This window comes from Kitasatospora sp. NPDC041917 (genome assembly GCF_055589745.1).
In genome coordinates this window covers 66082-80761 of sequence record NZ_JBVJBI010000015.1, presented here as the reverse complement: position 1 = coordinate 80761, position 14680 = coordinate 66082, and the positions used below count along the sequence as shown (strand labels likewise).

Annotated in this window: 11 protein-coding genes and 1 pseudogene; 8 read left to right on the top strand and 4 right to left on the bottom strand. The window is 72.4% G+C overall.

Going from position 1 to position 14680, the window contains the following annotated elements; translation table 11 throughout:
• Positions 1-255: 255 nt before the first annotated feature.
• Positions 256-2166, bottom strand: a complete 1911-nt coding sequence (locus ACZ6EM_RS20200) for a glycoside hydrolase family 5 protein (protein WP_465772900.1) — start codon at positions 2164-2166, stop codon at positions 256-258.
• A gap of 135 nt (positions 2167-2301) precedes the next feature.
• Positions 2302-2487: a hypothetical protein gene (locus ACZ6EM_RS20195; RefSeq protein ID WP_465772899.1), complete on the bottom strand. Its 186-nt coding sequence runs from the start codon at positions 2485-2487 to the stop codon at positions 2302-2304.
• Between ACZ6EM_RS20195 and ACZ6EM_RS20190 the strand changes: the two are divergent.
• The 6 genes and pseudogenes from ACZ6EM_RS20190 to ACZ6EM_RS20165 form a co-directional block, all read left to right on the top strand.
• Positions 2452-3045: pseudogene (locus tag ACZ6EM_RS20190) on the top strand (nitrate reductase subunit alpha); the annotation flags it as partial. The gene ACZ6EM_RS20195 and the pseudogene ACZ6EM_RS20190 overlap by 36 nt on opposite strands.
• Entirely contained in the window at positions 3037-3378 is a 342-nt protein-coding gene (locus ACZ6EM_RS20185) for a respiratory nitrate reductase subunit gamma (protein ID WP_465772941.1), read from the top strand. The pseudogene ACZ6EM_RS20190 and the gene ACZ6EM_RS20185, both read left to right, overlap by 9 nt.
• A 165-nt stretch (positions 3379-3543) precedes the next feature.
• Positions 3544-4173, top strand: coding sequence for a Pvc16 family protein (locus ACZ6EM_RS20180; RefSeq protein WP_452178669.1), 630 nt, complete (start codon positions 3544-3546; stop codon positions 4171-4173).
• Positions 4170-6260 (top strand): ATP-binding protein, encoded by a 2091-nt coding sequence (locus ACZ6EM_RS20175; protein ID WP_465772898.1) that lies wholly within the window; start codon positions 4170-4172, stop codon positions 6258-6260. Before ACZ6EM_RS20180 ends, ACZ6EM_RS20175 begins: the two co-directional genes overlap by 4 nt.
• Before the next feature lie 204 nt (positions 6261-6464).
• Complete coding sequence (locus tag ACZ6EM_RS20170) at positions 6465-6842, top strand: hypothetical protein (protein ID WP_401054600.1); 378 nt, start codon at positions 6465-6467, stop codon at positions 6840-6842.
• A 142-nt stretch (positions 6843-6984) separates the two neighbouring features.
• Positions 6985-7824, top strand: a complete 840-nt coding sequence (locus ACZ6EM_RS20165) for a hypothetical protein (protein ID WP_465772897.1) — start codon at positions 6985-6987, stop codon at positions 7822-7824.
• On the opposite strand, the gene ACZ6EM_RS20160 is transcribed toward ACZ6EM_RS20165, so the two are convergent.
• On the bottom strand, positions 7821-8510 hold the full coding sequence (locus tag ACZ6EM_RS20160) for a phage baseplate assembly protein V (RefSeq protein WP_465772896.1): 690 nt from the start codon (positions 8508-8510) through the stop codon (positions 7821-7823). The genes ACZ6EM_RS20165 and ACZ6EM_RS20160 overlap by 4 nt on opposite strands.
• A gap of 290 nt (positions 8511-8800) precedes the next feature.
• On the opposite strand from ACZ6EM_RS20160, the gene ACZ6EM_RS20155 reads away from it, so the two are divergent.
• Together ACZ6EM_RS20155 and ACZ6EM_RS20150 are read left to right on the top strand one after the other, a co-directional pair.
• A complete protein-coding gene (locus ACZ6EM_RS20155) occupies positions 8801-10321 on the top strand; it encodes a phage tail sheath C-terminal domain-containing protein (RefSeq protein WP_401049463.1) in 1521 nt (506 codons plus the stop codon).
• 30 nt (positions 10322-10351) lie between these two features.
• Complete coding sequence (locus ACZ6EM_RS20150) at positions 10352-10792, top strand: phage tail protein (protein ID WP_401049464.1); 441 nt, start codon at positions 10352-10354, stop codon at positions 10790-10792.
• A gap of 8 nt (positions 10793-10800) precedes the next feature.
• On the opposite strand, the gene ACZ6EM_RS20145 is transcribed toward ACZ6EM_RS20150, so the two are convergent.
• Entirely contained in the window at positions 10801-14652 is a 3852-nt protein-coding gene (locus ACZ6EM_RS20145) for a beta-propeller fold lactonase family protein (protein ID WP_465772895.1), read from the bottom strand.
• Positions 14653-14680: the final 28 nt, after the last annotated feature.

Below are 14680 nucleotides of genomic sequence, written 5' to 3'. Positions count from 1 at the left end.
TTGGCAGAGATGCCCACCGCCGTCAAGGGTCGTCCACCCCGCTGACAAAGGCGTCATGAACGCGTCCAGCCTGCGGGAATGCCGTCCCGGGAGGCCTTCTGATCGTTCGTCATCGTCGTACCGCCCGCCGACCGGACCACGGGGCGCCGACGGGCCCCGCGCCCTCGCCCGGCCGTGCCCCGCCCGGGCGCGCCGCTCCGGGCTACCCCGGCGGGTCCGCGTGACGCCGCGGAACCGCCCCGGGCCGGCTCCGGATCAGGCGAGCGGGCGGCAGAGCAGAGCGGCCGGGGCCCCGTACTGGAGGCGCTGCCAGGTGGAGGCGACACCGGCCAGGTACTCGCCGTCCGCGCACTGGCCCTTGTAGCGGCCCGGCGCCCAGTCGCTCGCCACCGAGCCGCCCGTGGCGGGCCGGTTGTCGCCCCGGTCGAACCAGAGGGTGCGGCCGTTCAGCGGCAGCGGGGCGGCCGCGGGTGCGCACAGCAGGGCGGCCATGCCGTTGCCGTGCACGCCGTAGCCGACCGCGAAGGTGCGGTCGGGGCACTGGAGCTTGTCGTAGCCGGACGCCCAGTCGCCCCCGGTGACGTAGCGCTCGTCGGTGACGGTGGTCCAGTCGCCGCTGCCGGCGGCCGGTTCGCCCGCGTCGGTGCACAGCGCCCGGCTGTCGCCGCGGGCGAGGGCGGTCAGCCGCTGGCCGTCCGGGCAGTTGCCCTTGCGGTTGCCCGGGCTCCAGTCCGCGCGGGCGAGCATCCGCCGGGAGAGGTCCTGGTCGCCGTGGTCGAGGGCGAGCAGGTTCCAGTGGGTCACCGCGGGCACCGGGCCGCTCGCCGCCGGGGCGTCGATCAGCCTCGTCCAGTCGGCGGCCCGCCAGTCGCCGGGGTCGGTGAGGCCGGTGCGCCTGCCGTCGGGGCCGTAGGAGAGCAGCGCCCAGGTGTCCAGCGGGCGGCCGGCGGTGTCGGCCCAGCCGACCAGCGGCCAGAAGGCGAAGTCGGCGTCCTCGCGGACCAGGATGTCGGTGAACGCGTGCAGCCAGGCCTGCTCCTTGGCGTCGGTCGAGCCCCGGCCGCCCGCGCCGAACTCGCTGATCCACACCGGGGCGGTGAAGTGCTGCCCGGCCCCGGTGACGAACAGCGCCTCGTCGTCCACCACCCGGGCGAGCTGCTCCGGGGTGAAGTCCTGGTAGCGCGGGTCGGCGGTGGATCCCGGGCCGCTGCCCGCACCGGTGTTGGCCGGGCCGGTGTAGGCGTAGAAGTGCGCGGAGTAGACCAGCTTGCCGGAGTCGATCAGGGTGTTGGAGAGGTTGCGCACCGGGGTGAGCATCGGGCGGCCGTGGCTGAACCCCGCGGCGGGGACGCCGTACCAGTTGATGCCCTCCATGACGACCAGCAGGTCCGGGTCGGCCTGGAGGATGCGGTTGCCCGCCTCCTCGAAGGCGGCGTACTCGTCGTGGGCGTCGCCGAGGCCCCAGTTGGGGTCGTCCCAGACGTCCCGGCGGACCTCGTTGCGCAGGTCGGCGCCGACCACCCGCTTGTCGGCCTTGTAGCGGTTCACCATGAACAGCCAGTCGTCCTCCCACTGCGCGGTCGACTGGCCGCTGTTCCAGCGCTCGTTGCCGTCCAGGCCGCAGCAGAAGCGGTAGCTCGTGGTGTGGTTGTTGAGGATCACCGCGAAGCCGTCGGCGGTGAGCGCGGCCACCACGGCGTCGAAGACCTGGAGCGGGGTCCGGCCGCGCAGCTGGGGGTTGGCGGCGACGGCGGAGTCCGGGACGGGGACGGTGTCGTGGATCATCGCGTTGGCGAACGGCAGCCGGATGCTGTTGACGCCGAGCCCGTGGAAGTCGGCCAGCAGCCGGGCCACCGGCACCCGGTCCAGGCCCAGCGGGATGTTGTGCGACACCTGCCCGGCCTGGTTGTTCGCCGGATCGTCGGCGCTCCCGCTGCCCTGCCAGGTGCCCTGCGCACCGGCCCAGTTGGCGGACTTCAGCTTGAAGCGCTCACCGTCGGCGTCCACCACGTAGCGCCCGCGGGTGCTCAGCGGTCCGGTCCAGGACGCGGCCGGTCGGGCCTCGGGTCCGCCGTCCGGCGCCGCGACCCCGGGGCCCGCCGCCAGGACGGCGAGCACCGGCAGGGCCGCGGCCAGGGCGAGCAGACGCGCCGCAAGACTCTTCATGATCGTCCCCGCTGTGGTGAGGTGGCTCGGGCCGTGACCGGGCGCACCGGCGCCGTCGACGGGGGACGACGATATGACGGAACCTCAGGCACGGGAAGGGCGCGTGCCGTCCTCCCGGCGAAATCCGGGTGAACGTCAGCGGACGCGCCGCAGGAAGCGGCGCACCCGGGGCCACCGTGACGCGGCGGCGAGGAAGCCGGCCGCCGTCAGCAGCCAGGCGCCCGCCGAGATCCACAGCAGCACCCGGCCGAGTGGGCGCAGCCAGTCCACCCGCGTCGCCGTCGCGGCGGTCAGGGCGGCGACGGCGGCGGCTGGGCGCACTACGTCGGGCAGGAGAAGTGCCGCCCGTCCACCGGCTGGGCGACGCTGGCCGGGGCCGCCGACTGGGCCCGCCCCGCGCGGCAGGCCATCGGCACCGGGTGGTTCTTCCTCCACACCGACCAGTGGCGCTACGACCACTTCCGCGCCGAGGTGCTCGCCTCCCCGCTGGGCTCCGGGGCCTTCCGGGGGATGACCGCCGCCGACTGCCTGGCCCAAGCCGCCCGCACCGGCTGGATGCCCTCCTACCCGACCTTCGACCGCAACCCGCTGGACCTCGGGGACGCCGAGGACCCGGTGGCCTCCACCGTGGCGGAGCTCGGGGCCGGGACGCTGCGGTTCGCCGGCGAGGACCCGGACGCCCCCGGGAACTGGCCGCGGGTGCTCACCCTGTGGCGCTCCAACCTGTTCGGTTCCTCCGTGAAGGGCGCCGAGTACTTCTCCCGGCACCTGCTCGGCACCCACTCCGGTCTGCGCGCCGCCGAGGCCCCCGAGTCGGTCCGTCCGCGCGACGTGCGCTGGCGCGACGAGGCCCCGGAGGGCAAGCTCGACCTGCTGCTCTTCGGCGAGATGTGCCTCGGCCTGTACAGCAAACTCACCAACTCCGGCCCGAGCGGGGGCTACGACTACCGCTCCACCATCGCCCCCTGGGCCCGCAGCCTGTTCACCCTGCGGCCCGACACCGGCCTGTGGGCCGGCGTCCCCACCACCTGCCAGGCCCACGCCGTGCTCGGCATGCTGGTGATCGCCGTGGTGCCGTACACCCGGCTGGTGCACATGTTCAGCGCGCCGTGGTTCTACCTGTTCCGCCCGTACCTGGTCTACCGCAGCCGCCCCGCCGGGCAGCCGGCCGAGCGCGCGCCGCGCCGCGGCTGGGAGGGCATCGACTCCTGAGCCGGCGGCCGCCGGGCCCTGCCGGCCTGGCTTCAGTTCCCGCTGGGCCGGTTGGGCGGACTCCCCCACCTCCTGCCGGGCGTGTCCGCCGCCCAGGCCGGACACTGCAGGTGCTGCGGATCGGCCGGACTGCGCCGCCCGGCCCCCCGGGACGAAGGGAACTCGGTGTTCAACCTCGTGGATCTGGCGTTGGAGAAGGTCATCACCGACCGGCTGCCGGGCGTGCGCGTCGACTTCGCGGTGCCCACCCGCGCCTGGAGTGCCCATGCAGCGGCGAACACCGTGAACGTCTATCTCTACGACGTGTGCGAGGACCTGGAACGCCGTCAGGCCGGCAGCGTACGCGCCGGCGGATGGCCCCTTCCATTCGTCCTGGAGTCGGATCCTCCCCGCTACGCCCGGGTGTCCTATCTGATCAGCACGTGGGGCGGCGCCCCACAGGACCACCACAAGCTGCTGGGGCGGCTCTTCGCCGCCCTGACCCACGTACGCTCCCTCGACCTCGGTGCCGCCGACTCCGACTCCACGGCCCCGTTCCACGTCGGCCTGCCGTGGGCCGGGGACCGTACGCACGCCGAGCTGTGGAACGCGGTGGACAACGCGCTCTCCCCTTCCCTGCACGTCACGGTGAGCGTTCCGCTGCCCGCCTACGATCCACCGACGGAGGTCCTGGTGGTGCGGTACGACCCGGTCGTCACCGTCCACCCCGGGGTGGAGAACCCGGAGGGGACGGGCAGCCCGGCGGACGACGGGCCGTCAGCCGACACCACCGTGCCCACCGGGGGCCGGCCATGACACAGACCGCCACTCCGTCCTTCGAGGCCCCGCCCGCCGAGTCCCCGGTTCGGCCCCTGCCCGCGGCGGGCGTCACCGGACAAACCTGCCTCCTGGACCAGCTCGCCTCGCTGGAACGGCGGGTGCACCACGCCCTCTCCTCGCGCACGACGCCGACGGGCTCCCCCGGTCCACCGGACGACGAGGACGCGGTGCCCTTCACCACGCTCGAATCGCCCGCCGAGCACGCCACCCGGTCGTCACCGCTGCGCCGCCTCGCGCACACCTTCGGCCTGGGCCCCGTCGACCTGTCGGTGTTCCTCATCGCTCTCGCCCCCGACCTCGACCGCCGCTTCGAACACCTCTACGCCTGCCTCAACGACGACCCGACGCTTCCCCATGCGACCGTCGCCCTCGCCCTCACCCTCAGCGGCGTGCCCGCCCTCTCGACCACCGCGAGGGCAGTCGTCTCGCCCACCGGGCCGTTACGCTCCGGCGGGCTGCTGGCCGTGGAGGACTCCGGCCGCCCCTTCCTGTCCAGGGCCCTGTGCGTTCCCGACCGGGTCGCCGACCACCTCCTCGGCCACGACGCGTTCCCCCGTCGGCTGCGCCCGTTCCTGACCTCCCTCCCGACGCCACCACCGCTGCCGGGCCCGGTCCGGGCGGCCGCCGACCGCCTCGCGGCGGTCCTGGGCGCGCCCGAAAGGCGGCCCGTCCACCTCCGCCACCGACCCGGGCACGCCGGCGGAGAAGCCGAGACGGTCGCCGCCGCGGCAGCGCACGCACTCGGCCACCCGGTCCTGCGTCTGGACTGGGACGGCCTCGGCGCCCATTCCGACGCGGACGCCCTCCTGGCCGCGACCGTCCTGGAAGCCCGGCTGCGCGAGGCCGTCCTGCTGGTCGTCCTGCCGCCCTCGACCACGGCCGACCACGACCACGACCGCGCGCCGGAGCTGTGGTCGCGCCTCGCCGAAGCCGCGGGCGTGCTCCCTCTGGTCCTGACCGGCACGAACCCCGGGGACACCGCACCGACCCGCCTCGCCCCGGTGTTCCTGGACTGCCCCGCGACCACGGCCACCGAACGGGCCGCACTCTGGCGCGCCGAACTGGCCGGCCTGCCGGGCCTGGACCCGGACCGCGTGGCCGGCCTCATGGCCTCCTACCGGCTGGCGCCGCACCTGGTCCCCGCCGTCGTGGCCACCGCCCGCCGCCAGGCCCACTCCATGGACCGCGCCCCGGCCCCGGGGGACCTGGCCGCCGCGGCCCGCCTGCACCGCGGCGGTGCCCTGACCCGCCTCGCACGCCGGGTGGATCCCGCCGCGCGATGGGCGGACCTGGTGCTCCCGGACCCGACCGCCGGCAGCCTGCGGGCCCTCGCCAACCGGGTGCGCCACCGCGACCGGGTGCTGGGCGAATGGGGCCTGCGCCCGGGAGCCGCCCGCGGACACGGTGTGAGCGCCCTGTTCACCGGCCCCTCCGGCACCGGAAAGACCCTCGCGGCCGAAGTGGTCGCCGCCGACCTCGGCTTCGACCTGCACGTGGTGGACCTCTCCACCGTCATGAGCAAGTACATCGGCGACACCGAGAAGCACCTGGAGAACCTCTTCGCCGAGGCGGAAGGCCTCAACGGGATCCTCCTCTTCGACGAGGCCGACGCCGTGTTCAGCACCCGCACCGCCGTCCGCGACGCCCACGACCGCCACGCGAACGCCACCACCGCCTACCTGCTCCAGCGTCTGGAGGCCTTCGACGGGGTCACCCTCCTCACCTCGAACCTCCACGCCAACATCGACAGCGCCTACCTGCGCCGTTTCGACTTCGTCATCCCCTTCCCCCTCCCGGACGAGGAGGGACGCCGCGCCCTCTGGGACGCCTGCCTCGGGCCGTCCGCGCCACGCACCGACGGCCTCGACCTCACCCTGCTCGCCCGCAGGTTCGAGCTGACCGGTGGGGACATCCGCTGCTGCGCCACCACCGCCGCCTATCGCGCGGCCCACGACGGCCGGCCCATCGGCACCGCCGACCTGCTGGACGCCGTACGGATCGAACACCACAAGCTGAACCGCTACGTCGACGAGCAGAAGTTCACCCTCCCCGGCCCCGACTGACCGGAGTTCCCCGTGTACGCACACCCGAAGAAAGCCGGACCCCTGAACGACAACCGGTCCCAGCAACCGCCCGCCCACAGGACGGGACGGGAGGTGTCCCGACGGGGCGGCCTCCTCGCCTTCTCCCGGGAAACCGGAAAGGGTGCCGCTTTCAGCCAGTACTCGGCACCGTCCCGCACCGACCGAACATGCTTCTACCGAGCCATGACGGAAGAGGAGTTCCGCCATCTGGAGCGGACGGATCAGATGCCGGTGCAGGAGAAGGGCTACCAGGGGCTGTCCCCCACGCGGCAGTACGCGGAGCGGTATCTCGGTAAGCCTGGGTACCTGGTCGAGTTCGCCATCGATCCTTCCGTGTCACTGGAGGACGACCTCTTCTCCTACACCGGCGTCCATGCGAAGCCCGAGGACGGGGTGATGTCCTACGGGTTGGCGAAAACCGCCACCCTGGCGCCGTGGGTGAAAGCCAAGCCCAAGAAAGGCACGCAAGGGTTCGCCCGACCCGGCGATGCGGTCCGGTACTTCAATCAGTGGCTCTCGGTGAAGCTCGTCACCTGGCGAGTTGTCGCCTGCAACGTCTGACACGGAGGAGACCGCAGTGCCGCACCACCCTCCGCGCCGAAGAAGCCTCCCGGGCTCGACCGGCCCCGTCGCCGGACCGGCTGGCAGGCAGCCCAGCCCCGCACTCGACCTCGCGACGACGACGTTCCGGCGTCCCGGCCCCGTGCGCCCGGACCTGTTCCTCGCCTACGCGACGCTTCCCCAACTGCGCACCGCGCGTCTTTCCGCCGGGACGGGCACCGAACTGGCCGCGGCGATCGACCGGAGGATCGCGGAACTCCTGACCGTCCACGGAGTCACCGAGGCCCCGAACGCCCGACTCAATCCCAACTGGACGCCGGACGAACGGATCCTCACACAGCCGCGCCTGCCACCCCCTCACGCGCTGCGGATCGACCCCGTCAGCCGCCGCATCTGGGAAGACGGCGCGCCCGACAACTCCTTCACCGGACTGGTGCACCTTCCCACCCGCACCATCCATCTGGTACCGCTGAAGCCGGCCGGGAGGTCGACCCCTTTCCCGATCGGCGGAATCGCCGACTACCGCGCCATGCCCGTCGTGCACACCGCCGGCGGCGGCCGGGGAGCGCAGGCCGTCAACCGAGCTGCCGACCAGGCCCGGGTGGAGGAACGGACGGTGGCGGAGCGGATCGCCGCCGGCCCGTCCCGACCCCCCACCGGGACCCCGAGCCACACCCAGCTCGCCGAGATCATCGGCCTGCAACAGGAGGACTGTGTGGGGTTCTCCGTGGCCCAAGGAGAAGACGGCTTGGTCAAGTCCTTCAACTGGACCTCGCGCTCGTCCAATTCCTCGCAGTTCTTCGTGAGCAACATCCTCAAAAAGAAGGAGGGCACCTCTCAGGTCTCCCGGAGCTGGGCCGAGTCCATCATGGAAACTCTCAACCGCGAATTCGGTGCGACCCCGGCACCGGAACCGGCCCCCTCCGCACCGCCGGCGAGCGCCCCTCCCCCTCCCCCACCCCCACCCCCGCCTCCCGTCTAGGCGGTGCGGGCCTTCTTGGCGAAGACAGCGGGGGTGAGCAGCGGCACCGGCGGCGACGGCGTTCCGGGGCCGGCGGTCGCGTGGGTGTGCGCGTTGAACGCGGCGAACATCGCCTGGCCCAGGAGCAGCGGCTGGGCGGTGGCGTCGCCGCCGAGGTTGATGGCGGGCGAGTCCACCGTCACCTCCGGCGCCTTCAGGAAGATCTTCGTCGATGACGTGACCTCGTAGTCCCCCTTCCCCACCAGAGTGACGGCACCGCCCGGGGCCAGCGCGATCCGGAGGGTGGACCCTTCCTCGTCCAGGTCCACCACGTGCCCGGCGGCCGACCTGATCGTGACGGCCGCCGAGGACGAGGGGTCGTCCAGCACCACTTCATGGCCGTGCCCGGAGCGGATCACCCGTCGGCCGACTTCGCCTGCTTCCGCGTCCGTCCCGTTCTCCCCGCCGGGCAGGCGGCCCAGCACCACCGCGCGGTCCGGGTCACCCTGGACGAACGCGGCCAGCACCCGGTCCCCCAGGGCGAGGAACGGCTCCGCGGCCGTTCCCAGGACCTGGCACCAACCGCCGGGCTCCGCACGGCCGGACGCCGGGAACCGGAGCCTGACCCGGCTTCCGCCGTCCGGCTCCACCTCTGCCACCCATGCCTCGACGACGCTGTGGTTCGGCGACGTGCTGTCGGCGTTCATACGACCTCCTGCTGATCCGTTGCCCCATCGGGAGGGCGGGACGAGGCGACGCCCGGCGACGGCTACGGCCACCGACCCGCCCACCCGTGTCCCGGCTGTGGTGCCTCCGGGCGACCTGTCCTCATGTCGCGACATTCCGATGGTGCACGAATGGTTCGCTGGGCGCATGTGCGTGACCGCGCCGCACACAACGACCTGCGCGCGACGGAACCCTCGTTCCGCCGGTTCGGGTGACCTGACCGATCGGCCGCCCGCTGCCGGACGGCCCGAGCCACAAGGGTGTGACGCCCATGTCCCCGAATCCCCTGGCCCCTGGTGTCTACATCGACGAACTCTCCAGCGGCATTCACACGATCACCGGCGTGGGAACCTCCACCCCGGCGTTCCTCGGCTTCACCGTGAAGACCCCGGATGATCCCGCGACACCACGGCTGGTACGGAGCTGGACCGAATTCATCGACCTGTTCCACCACCAACCGGGGGTGACGCTGGACGCCCTGGAGAAAGAGCTCAAGAAGAGCACGGAATACCGCGAGAAGCTCGACCAGTCGCGGCAGGACGCCCAGGAGAAATTCAAGAGTCTGGCCGTGCCGAAGGAGCTCACCGAACCCGAATTCGACAAGCTCCTCGCCGTCCAGAACAAGCAGAAGAACGGTGACAAGCTCACCGAGGTGGACAAGAAGGTGGTCTCCGACTCCATCACGAAGCTCACCAAGTCCCTTGAGGCCTATCTGTGCTGGGACGACGCGGTCAAGGCGTTCGTGGCGGCCAAGAAGCACGAGGACGAGATCCAGGAGGAATACTGGGCGATCATGCAGGCCCGACCGTCGTTCCTGCCGGACGCGGTGTACGGATTCTTCGCCAACGGCGGAACAGCCTGCTACATCGTCCCCCTCAGCCGCGAGGGTGACTTCAAGGCTGCGCTCAATGGCGATGATCTGAAGAGAACCGGGCTGGCCGGGCTGCGTACCCTGCACGACGTCTCGATGGTCGCCGCCCCGGATCTGTGGATCGGCGCCCAAGGCGCACACGACAAGTTCGCGGAGCTGGTCGGCCTGGTGGTGGCCCACTGCTCCGACATGCGCAACCGGGTCGCCGTGGTGGAGCCGCCCCGCGACCTGAACAGCGAACAGGTGAAGACCTTCCTCGGTCTCCTCCCGTCGCAGGACACGACCGACGCCGAGTTCACCGCCGTCTACTACCCCTGGCTGACCGTCCTCGACCTGAACGGCGAGCGCTCGACCGTTCCGCCGTGCGGGCACATCGCCGGAGTCTGGGCACGGACCGACGCGGAGCGCGGGGTGTTCAAGGCTCCGGCCAACCAGAACCTCCGGGGCGTGCTGGAACTCCCCACTCTGCTGAGCGACGCGCAGCACGGCGAGCTCAACGAGCTGGGGCTGAACTGCATGCGGGTCCTGCCCGGGCAGGGGCTGCTGGTGTGGGGGGCGCGTACCCGCTCCAGGACCCGCGACTGGCGCTACCTGAACGTACGGCGCCTGGTCTGCTTCCTCGCCGAGTCCATCAAGCAGTCGTCCACCTGGGCCGTGTTCGAACCCAATGACCAGCGGTTGTGGGCCAGCCTCCGACATGCCGTCACCAGCTTCCTCACCGACCAGTGGCGGCAGGGCGCCCTGCTCGGCCGTACCCCGGCGGAGGCCTTCTACGTCACCTGCGACGACACCAACAACACGCCCGACACGATCGACGCGGGCAAGGTGATCTGCGCGGTCGGCGTCGCTCCTGTACGGCCGGCGGAGTTCGTCCACTTCACCATCACGCAGATCACCGGCCAGCCGGCCCAGACCAGCTGACCCGCAAACCGAGGAGAGGAGTGGATCACGATGCTGACAGGTGACTCGTTCAGTGCCAACGCCTTCGCCATCGAGCTCGGCAAGTTCCAGGTGGAGACGGTCCAGGACGTGTCCGGGCTGACCCTGGAGCAGGACGTGGTGGAGGTGCGCCAGGTCTCCGCGACGGGGCAGCTGGTGGTGCGCAAGCAACCCGGTGCCCGGCGCAGCGGGGAGATCACCGTGACCAGGGGCATGGACAAGAGCAAGGCGTTCACGGACTGGATCAAGGCGACGCTGGTCAACGCCGATCTCGACAGTGCCCGGCAGAACGTCACCGTCTCGCTGATGGATGCGAAGCGGAACACGGTCAGACGCATCCACCTGGCGAACGCGTGGGCGTCACGGTGGACCGGGCCGACGCTGGGTGCCGCCGAGTCGGGGCCCGCCACCGAGCAGGTGACGATCACCTACGAGGACATCACCGTCGACTGACCGTTCGGTCACTCGCAGATGATCTGCCGGACGTCGAGGCCGACCGGTTGGCTGCCGGTCCGCCTCGGGGCGGCGGTGTCGACGATCACCAGCCGGCCGTTCCCGGTGTCGGCGACGTAGGCCCGTTCCTTCGCGGGGTCGGGGTGCGCGGCGACACCGGCGAGGCCGGCGCCGCTCGACACGGACCGACGGAACCGGCCGGTGGCGGCGTCGACGATGTGCAGGACCCCGCTGTTCTCGCCGGTCACCAGGACCCGGCTGCCGTCCGCGGTCACGGCGAGGTTCTGCGGTGCGGTCAGCCCGGTCCAGGGGGCACCGGCCGCCGCCGGCGCGCCGAGTCCCACTCCGGTGACCTCGGCGCTCCGGACGAGCCATGCTCCGTTCCCGTCCGGCCTCGCGGCCAGCACGCCGGCTTCCGTGACGTCGATGCTGCCGACCGGGGCCGGAGCGCCGGGATCGGTCAGGTCGACCAGGTGCACCCGGTGGTCCTCGGTGCTGACGTAGGCGTGACCACCGCCGGGGTGCAGGGCCATCGAGCGCGGACGGCCCCCCAGGTCGAGCCGGGCCCGGGAACGTTCGACCACTGTCGACGGATCGTCGGCGGGGAGTTCCCACACATGCAGAGCGCTGCCCGACGCACCGGCCGGGGCCAGCAGGTACAGGTGCCCGGGGCTGCCCGGGAGCAGGGCCAGGGCGGTGACCGGAACACCGACGGGAACGGTGGTGAGCAGTGCCGGTCTGTCGGCCGCGGTGAGGTCCAGGACCCACAGGACGCCGGTTCCACCGGCCGTGCTGCCGGCCGCGTAGGCCCGGTGGGGCGGCGACGGGTTCAGGGCGAACGCCGTCGGTGTCGCTCCCGTGCCCAGGTCCAGCGGCGCTCCGGTGGGTTTCGGTGCGTTCGGGGTGGAGAGGTCCAGGGCCCGCACCGTCGGTTGGGCTCCGGCACTGAGGACGTACCCGAACTTCCCGCCGGCGCGGGTCGCCAGGGCGCACGCGCCGGGAACGGACAGCTTCTGTCCGTCGTCGGTGCCGGACAGCCGGACCGGGATGACGTCGTCGCCGCACACCCGGTAGAGGTGCTCGCCGTCCGGGTGGGCCGCGGCGGCCTTGGGAGCCTCCGGCGGAGTGAGGGGCACAGGCGGGACGTCGGGCAGCACCGGGGGGCGGCGCAGCACGCTGATGCTTTTACTCTGGTGGCAGGCGACGTAGGCGTGCAGGCCGTCCGGGGAGCAGGTGACACCCATCGGGTCGGCCGGAACCGTCACGGCCGTCACCGGCCACGGGTCGGCGAGTCGCACCGTGTGCACGGCGGGCTTGCTCGCGTTCCGGTCGGTGACGCACGCGTACCGCCCGTCCGGAGTGCAGGTGACGTCCCACAGCCGGGATTCGGCGTCCCCCAGCGGCAGCTGCCTCACCTGGGTACCGCGGACCTCCACCGTGCCCGGTGTGTCGTCCGTCAGGAAGACGGGTCCGTCCGCGGAAAGGGCGGCCACGCCGTTGCACCCGCCTTCGGCGAGCGGCTCCTCGTCCGGGACGGCGTGAAGTGCTTTCAGCCGGTTGTCGGGGTCGAGGGTGACGGTGAACAGTTGCGGGGTCCCGCCGGACGGGCGGGTGGCGATGTGCAGGGTGCCGCTGCCGGAGGCCGCCACTGCTCGCGGTGCTGTCACCTTCTCCAGGTTGTCCAGGGCTGTCATCTGGGCGTCCGCCGCCTGCGGTACGGCGATGCCGTACACCTGGTCGGTGTTCTGCGAGGTGGCGTAGAGGTAGGTGCCGTCCGCGGAGAGGGCCAGCGATGCCCAGTTGTCCTCCTGTTTCGACGTCTCCAACCAGCACTCCAGGACCGACGACTCGCCGTCCAGGCTGAACTGGGCCACCGTGCCCGTCTTACTGCTCGACACGTACAGCCGCTGCCCGTCCGGCGACACCGCGATCCCGTGCGGCTGGCTCACCGCCCTCTTGGCGTCCTTGCCCTTGAGGTAGTGGTGCGTCCAGGTGTCGCCGTCGCTCCGGGTGAAGACCGAGACGGTGCGGTCGGCGGCCGGATGAGTGCCCCCGGCCTCGGAGTAGTTGGTGGCGTACAGCGTGGTCACCTTGCCGCTGCGGTGGACGGCGACCTCGTGCGGGCCCTGCAGGTGGGTGCTGTCCTTGGTGATGGACGCGCCCTCGTCCAGGGTCCAGGCCTCGCCCGATCGGCGCAGCACGCTGATGCGGCCCCAGTCGTCGCCCCACCCCATCCCCTCGGGGCAGTCGGAGACGTACAGGGTGTTGCCGTCGTCGGCGACCGCGACACCGACCGGCCTGGTGCAGCCGGTGACGGGCTTGGGAATGGTGGTGGAGCCGCTGGCGAGGTCGATGACCAGCAGGTCCTTCGCCGTCGGGCCGGTGCGGGAGTCCGCGACCAGGGCGTGCCGGCCGTCCGGGGTGACGGCGACCCCGCGGGGCTCGGTCCCCTGGGGCAGGGCGATCACATGGGTGGTGACGTGGTCCGTGTCGCCGAGCCGGTGGCCCGTTTCCGGGACGAGGGTGGCGAAGGTGCCGGTGTCGGGGCTCGTCACGCAGGCGAACGGTTCGCCGCCGGGGACGGCGCCGGTGGCGATCCCCCAGGGTCGGAGCGTGGCCGGTACGAGGGTGAGGGGTTTCGCGGGGCCTTCCTTGGCCAGCTCGGTGACCGTGACGTGGTTGGACGCCGAGTCGGCGGTGCAGAGCCACGTGTGGTCCGGTGTGACGGCGGCGGCCACCGGCCGCGAGTCCTTGCCGGTGTCGATGGTGCCGTCCTGGGCCGGCCCGGTGCGCAGGGTGAGCAGGTTCCCCTGGTCGGTCAGGTAGGCGTGGGCGCCGTCGGTGGCGAAGGCGACGTGGCTCGGTGTCGCGCCGCCGGCGAGGTCGCGCCGGTTGCCGCCGGCCGGACGGGTGGGGTCGGCGAGGTCGAGGAGGAGGGTGCTGACCCGCCCGGTGGTGCGGCTGGTGACGCAGGCGAGACCACCGTCCGAGGACAGGGCCAAGGCTGAGGGCCTCAGCACCACGGGCAGGACGACGGGTGCGCCGGGCAGCCCGGTGCCCGTGTCCAGCGCGGCCGCCCAGAGGCAGGCGGACCCCTGGCAGACGACGCCCAGCGTACGGCCGTTCCGGCTGACGGCAACCGACACGGGGTCGGCCTCCATCGGGACCGTTCGGATGACGCGCGGGGTACCCGCCGGGTCCACGACGGTCAGGCTCCCGGAGCCGTCGTCGAGCCGGCTCACGGCGTAGAGGAACTTCCCGTCCGGCGAGGCCGTCAGGTCCCGCACCGTCCCGGGCACGGTGTCCTGCAGCGGGAGCAGGGCGGGCTGCGCGGGGTCGGTGAGGTCGATCACGACGAGCGGCCTGCCCGCGCTGTCGGGTTCGGTGAGCGCCACCCCGACGCGGGTGGCACCGCTGCGGCCGGCCGCCAGGGCGAACGGCCGGCCGGGCACCGTGACGTGGCCGGTGGGCGCGGTGTCCCGGGCGTGGAACACCTGGACGAGGCGGTCTCCCGAGGACGCCAGGCACACGTGGTCGTCGTGGAGGTCCGCCAGCACCGCGCAGGCGCCTCGGGCGGCCCCGTAGGACTTGGCGTCGGAGGGTTTGTCGAGCGGGACGCAGGACAGAGCCGCCGTGGGCGCGGCGTGGTTGGCGGTGTGGGCGACGGCGCTCCCGGCGCCCACGGCGACCGCCCGGGGGTTGATACCGGTCTTCGCCGTGGCGACGGTGGGGAGGCCCGTCTGCGGGTCCGGGGCCGCCACGATCAGGGTGTCGGAGGCCCAGTCCACGGCGAGGAGCTTCCCGGGAACGGCGTGCACGTCGGTCCCGTCGGTCCGGTCCGGGTCGGAAGGTGGTTGCATCGGTGGATCGCGGCCTTTCTGATTCATT

Excerpts from the sequence above, each read along its gene's own strand:
- ACZ6EM_RS20200 (WP_465772900.1), bottom strand. The coding sequence starts at position 2,166 with ATGAAGAGTCTTGCGGCGCGTCTGCTCGCCCTGGCCGCGGCCCTGCCG.
- ACZ6EM_RS20175 (WP_465772898.1), top strand. The coding sequence starts at position 4,170 with ATGACACAGACCGCCACTCCGTCCTTCGAGGCCCCGCCCGCCGAGTCC.
- ACZ6EM_RS20170 (WP_401054600.1), top strand. The coding sequence starts at position 6,465 with ATGACGGAAGAGGAGTTCCGCCATCTGGAGCGGACGGATCAGATGCCG.
- ACZ6EM_RS20160 (WP_465772896.1), bottom strand. The coding sequence starts at position 8,510 with ATGAACGCCGACAGCACGTCGCCGAACCACAGCGTCGTCGAGGCATGG.
- ACZ6EM_RS20155 (WP_401049463.1), top strand. The coding sequence starts at position 8,801 with ATGTCCCCGAATCCCCTGGCCCCTGGTGTCTACATCGACGAACTCTCC.
- ACZ6EM_RS20150 (WP_401049464.1), top strand. The coding sequence starts at position 10,352 with ATGCTGACAGGTGACTCGTTCAGTGCCAACGCCTTCGCCATCGAGCTC.
- ACZ6EM_RS20145 (WP_465772895.1), bottom strand. The coding sequence starts at position 14,652 with ATGCAACCACCTTCCGACCCGGACCGGACCGACGGGACCGACGTGCAC.